Consider the following 4,680-nt stretch of genomic DNA (forward strand, 5'->3'; position numbering starts at 1 on the left):
GCAACAGCATCAGCGTGCTCCAGGCCGAAGAACAGCGCACCGTCAGCGCGGACCGCAAAGTGCAGATCCTGGGCAGCGATCATCTGCACATTGCAACCAGCGCCCATACCCGTGCCGGACAGAGCGTACTGGTCGAAGCCGGGCAAGAAATCCACCTCAAGGCGGGCGCCCTGGTGGGGCTGGAGGCGGGCGCAGCACTGACGCTGAACGCGGGCGGGCAGCATATCGTCATCAGTGCGGCGGGGATTTATTGCAGTTCGCCGATTCAACCGGGAGGCGTGCCGATACCGGGCACGCCTGCGATGCCAGCCATACCGAACCCTGTCGAGCCTTTGATCGCGCTGGCACCAGGCCCGCAAATCGAAGCACTGATGGCGGCCGCGCGTGGCGCCAAACCCATTTGCCCTGTCTGCGAAAAAATGCGGAGCACACCCGCATGAGCCGCGCTTACTTGTTACTCGACAGTTGCCAGATCGACAACCTTCAAGCCCGAGTGTGTGAATTGGCCCCCGGATCAAGGCCTCATTTTTTGTACCTGATGACCCAATACGCCGAGCTGGCATTTTGCGGCCCTTTGTTAGTTGCCGTGCAGGCCCATAGCCCGTTGGCGCAGGCCTTCGACGCGCATTGGCAAGCCACAGCAGGCATCTGGCTTGAAAGTGATGCAGACGAAGAACGCTTGATCAAGCACTTGCGCAGCCTGATTCATGTCCGGGTGGAGGGCGATGTCAGCGTTTTTTTTCGTTACTACGACCCACGAATTGCCCGTTTATGGTTGCAAGACCTGGCCGTCGGTGAGCGTGACAGGTTGATGGGCCCCGTGAGCCTGATTCGTTTGCCAGAGGGTGATTTACAGCGTAAGGGCCCTGCCCGGGTGGGGGGCGAGTATGCGCATGTCCCCTGGCTAACCCTGGATGCGCAACAGCTTGAGCACCTTGGCCAAGCAGGGCGAGAGGCTGTTCTGCAGCGCGTACAGGCGCACTGTCAGCAGTTTTTTCCGACGTATTTAGACGGCCTGGATTCAGCCGCGCAGAAGCAATGGGCCAGCGCTTGCTGTTGCAGTGCCGAGCGTCAAGGGTACAGCGCAGTGGATGACGTGATGCGCTGGGTCAGTGTGTACGGCCATTTCGGTGACACCTTTCCTGATGGACCTGATCACACGGTGTATCGCCAGTTATTGGCCTCTCGTGATGGTTCACCCAAAGAGCGCCTGGATAAGCTTCTGGCTGAATTTAAACGCCAGCTTGTATGCGCAGAGATTGCCTCATGAGCCACGAACAATTACTCGCCACACTCTCACGTCTGGAGGCGGCTGAGCGGGCCGCTTGTGGTCATGAATCTATCGATGTCAACAGCGTCGCGGGCCAATGCCCCGCCTACCAACCTTATGTTTTTGTGCTGCCCGTTCGGTATGCGTTGAGCGAAGAGGCGTCCACACACGCGGCGGCTCAACCGGGTGTTACGCCTCAGAGCCACCCCATGGCCGCACGACTGCTACGCGAAGGGTTTGTGTATGTGTGGCAAGGCAGTGCAGGGCTAAAACGCTATGCCGTGGCAATCAACCACTGCCTCCATGAACAACCGTTGGAGGCCGATGACACGCGGGTCGAGCGTGGCGAACTGTTTGGACTGACGCTCAGCAAACATGAGCCTGCCTGGATGCTTTACAGCGAATACCCGCTTACCCCTGAGGCATGCCAGCAGTTAGCGGATCCACAAGCACGCGCCCAACACATGCGCGTTATTGATTTGCGCCAGCTCGCCAATGAACTTCGGACCCCCCATTGCGTGCCGCTGAATGAGGCGGATCAGCTCATGGGCGAATTAATCCCTGAAACCTATGCGCGAGCCGTGACCCTTGACCATCTGCACAACGGTAAAGCGCATAAAGCCCACGAACAGCAATGGGCTCAACGAGTGTTCAAAAACCGTCCGACGGACAACCTTACGCACAACATCACCCAATGGCTGGACGCTCAGCGCTGGAATAACGAGCGCATCCGTGTGGCGGCGAGCCACCCTGAGATGACCGCCGAGCACACCGTGCCTGGTGAGTGGAGTGCGGTGCAGTGGGCGCCTTTCACTGTGCAACAAGTGCTGGAGGGCGCGCATCAACAGGCTCAAGGCCTGTATGCCGTACTGGCATGCCTGGATGATGATCTGGGCGTACTGCGTGACATTAATCACGAACAGGAACAAGTCGAAAGCCGCCATGAACAATGGCAGCAGGACCACCAACTTCGCTTGAGCATTGGCGGCTTCATACGCAGCCTGATCACCGAGGACGGCGCTGAAGTGGCGGGGCAGGTGAGTTATCGCTACCGCGAGCATGAGCTTGAGCTGACCCCGGAGCAGGGTGAGCAACTGCTCAAAGCGGATCGCGATCTGGAAGAGCTGTTTCGCGAAGAGGCGCGGTTGAATCAACGGCGCGGGCGTATTTCAAAATATTGGGCAGGTGCTGCCAGGCTGGCAGAAGTGCATGATCAAATAAAACGCACGGTCGCCTCGGTACGTGAATTCATTCCGGCTCAATTGCACACCGAAGTTGAAGCGTTGGTGCGCGATTACCGAGCGTCAAAAGTGGCCAACCTGGAAAACCGTTTCGTCAGTGAAAAGGTTGAGCAGTACATTGACTTGCCGGCCATGAATACCTGGCTGGACCACACGGCCCCCAACCATTTCGCTCAGGTTCAACAGCGCCACACCCATCTCTATGCCGACCGGGGTGTGTATTTGCTTCGGCACCATAGCGGCACGTGGTTTGTCGATTTCCACAACCCCGCTCACCAGACATGGCTTGGCCACTTGGCCATGGCCTGCCTAAGCGCGCAATGCCTGCGCAAACAAGGTGCCGAGCAATACGCCGACTACGTGCGCAGTGCCGATCAAGGCGCCTTGCGTCAGTTGTTCTACGGCTGGAGCCCGACCCTGGAAGCGGCTGTCATCGGCATTAGCCGGTCCGCAGAGTTGATGGCGGCATTGAGTCTGGAAAACCAGGCCAACGCCGAACAGGCATTGATCAAAATACTCGGCCCGCTGGGTGCGCCGATCCTTGCCAACCTCGCCGAACTCGCTCGCGAGGCTGACAGTGCGTGGAATAGCCTGATCAAACGCTTGGGGGCTGCATTGCTGTTACTGGGCGGTGAGCCCGGCGCGCCGTTAAGCGGGGCGTGGTTGAGCATCATGGTTGCCGCGCGCGTGGGCAGTGAGACCGGCTTGCGCCTGATCAATCAGAGCGGACGGCAGGTGTTGCAGTTGGTCGGTAAAGCGGCCGAAGACCTGATCCAGTGGGCAAAAATAACAGGCAAAGCCATCGGCACAGGGCACGTCGCCCATATCGTTAACTCACCTGCGGTACAAAAAAGTGGCGGCGTGATTGCATTGGCGGCATTGCTGCTTAATAGCTGGAATGCGGGGCGTTATCTGAGCCAGGCGCAGGTGCTGGAAGGGGTGGATCAACAGCGTCAGTACGAGACAGCGTCCGCGACGTTATATGCCGCAGCCGCGTTGGTGGCGGTGATTGATGCGCAGGTCAGGAAGGGGTTTTGGGGAGGAGGTGGCGTCGAAAGGCTCAAAGTTGGAGCAAAATTTGCGTCGGTGTTGACGATGTTTGGTGGGGTATTCGGCCTGCTATCGGCAGTCGCAGCGTTGAAAGAGTACAAGTCACTTCAATTGCAGCTCGACAATGCTGGTGGGCAAATTGACCCATGGATGCGGGGTCAAAAAATAATAGTTGGGGCGCAGGCTTTAACCTCTGGGGCACAAGCTTTACTTGGATTTACCTATACGTATAAAAATATTGTTGCTGGCTTGGATGTGGCCTTATCGAATATTCGATATTTACGACTCATGGTGCCGTTAAATTACTTGCTTGCAATGTTGGGGGTGCTGTACATAGTCGCTTGGTTGATGCGGCAGACACCGTTACAAAATTTTCTTGATAATTGCTGCTGGTCAAAAGGGAAAGCAGGGGATGTGTCAGCTATTCCTTCAAGTGTCCAAGTGCATGAGTTAACACGTCTTTACGATATACTTTACGCCCCTAGAATTAGCTTTGTCGGTGCTGAACGAAGAAGGTCTGCTGATAATCGCATGGGTTTTATTTTTGTACCTGCCGTGAGTGCCTTGACTATCGACTTGCCAGGGGCAACCCCCTCAAACGCTTATTTAGAGCTATCAATAGTAGGAGATCCAATTGATACGCAACAATGGATTGCGCGCGTTAAAAGTAATAATTCAAGTGTGCGCGTTCATCCACCACGACCGCTACAAGATATAGGTAAGTATTGGATTGAAACCAGTCAGTGTGAATGGATTCCTTATCGTGAAGGGCAGGGGGTCCGTTTGACAGGGCTCTTTCACATCATTCCAGGTGTCTTTGAGTCTGAGCCGAGCTCAGTTTCTGTTCGTGTGAGGTTTAAAAATCCAATAGCCGACTTATTTAGCGGGATTGGATACGTGGGTGGCAAACAAGGTTTGGTCTTTACCTATACAGTCAGCGAGGGACTTATTGCGGTTAAAAGTGCTCCAACCCCCGAGCTGGATAAAGCTAAGGAAACTCTGAAAAAGGCTTCCAGATTTGGTGAAATACCCGCCTCACAGGAATCGAACGGTTGAGTCCCGATGAAACAGATGTCCTTCGCCGATGCTGAGTACGCCGGCAAACGTAAGCAGACCCGC

The 4,680-nt window shown here is 55.9% G+C and carries 2 protein-coding genes and 1 pseudogene; all 3 read left to right on the top strand.

All coding sequences use genetic code 11. The features are described from left to right. Positions 1-440 (top strand): annotated as a pseudogene (locus TU74_RS22700) (type VI secretion system tip protein VgrG); the annotation flags it as partial. Further along, complete coding sequence (locus TU74_RS22705; protein ID WP_048377726.1) at positions 437-1,270, top strand: DUF4123 domain-containing protein; 834 nt, start codon at positions 437-439, stop codon at positions 1,268-1,270. The pseudogene TU74_RS22700 and the gene TU74_RS22705, both read left to right, overlap by 4 nt. Continuing rightward, a complete protein-coding gene (locus TU74_RS22710) occupies positions 1,267-4,617 on the top strand; it encodes a toxin VasX (protein WP_048377727.1) in 3,351 nt (1,116 codons plus the stop codon). The genes TU74_RS22705 and TU74_RS22710 overlap by 4 nt, the downstream gene beginning before the upstream one ends. The last annotated feature ends 63 nt before the right edge of the window (positions 4,618-4,680 follow it).

It is taken from the genome of Pseudomonas lundensis, from assembly GCF_001042985.1.
GTDB classification, from domain to species: Bacteria; Pseudomonadota; Gammaproteobacteria; order Pseudomonadales; family Pseudomonadaceae; genus Aquipseudomonas; species Aquipseudomonas lundensis.

Bases quoted from the DNA above. Each gene is read 5' to 3' on its own strand.
- TU74_RS22705 (WP_048377726.1), top strand. From the start codon at position 437: ATGAGCCGCGCTTACTTGTTACTCGACAGTTGCCAGATCGACAACCTT.
- TU74_RS22710 (WP_048377727.1), top strand. From the start codon at position 1,267: ATGAGCCACGAACAATTACTCGCCACACTCTCACGTCTGGAGGCGGCT.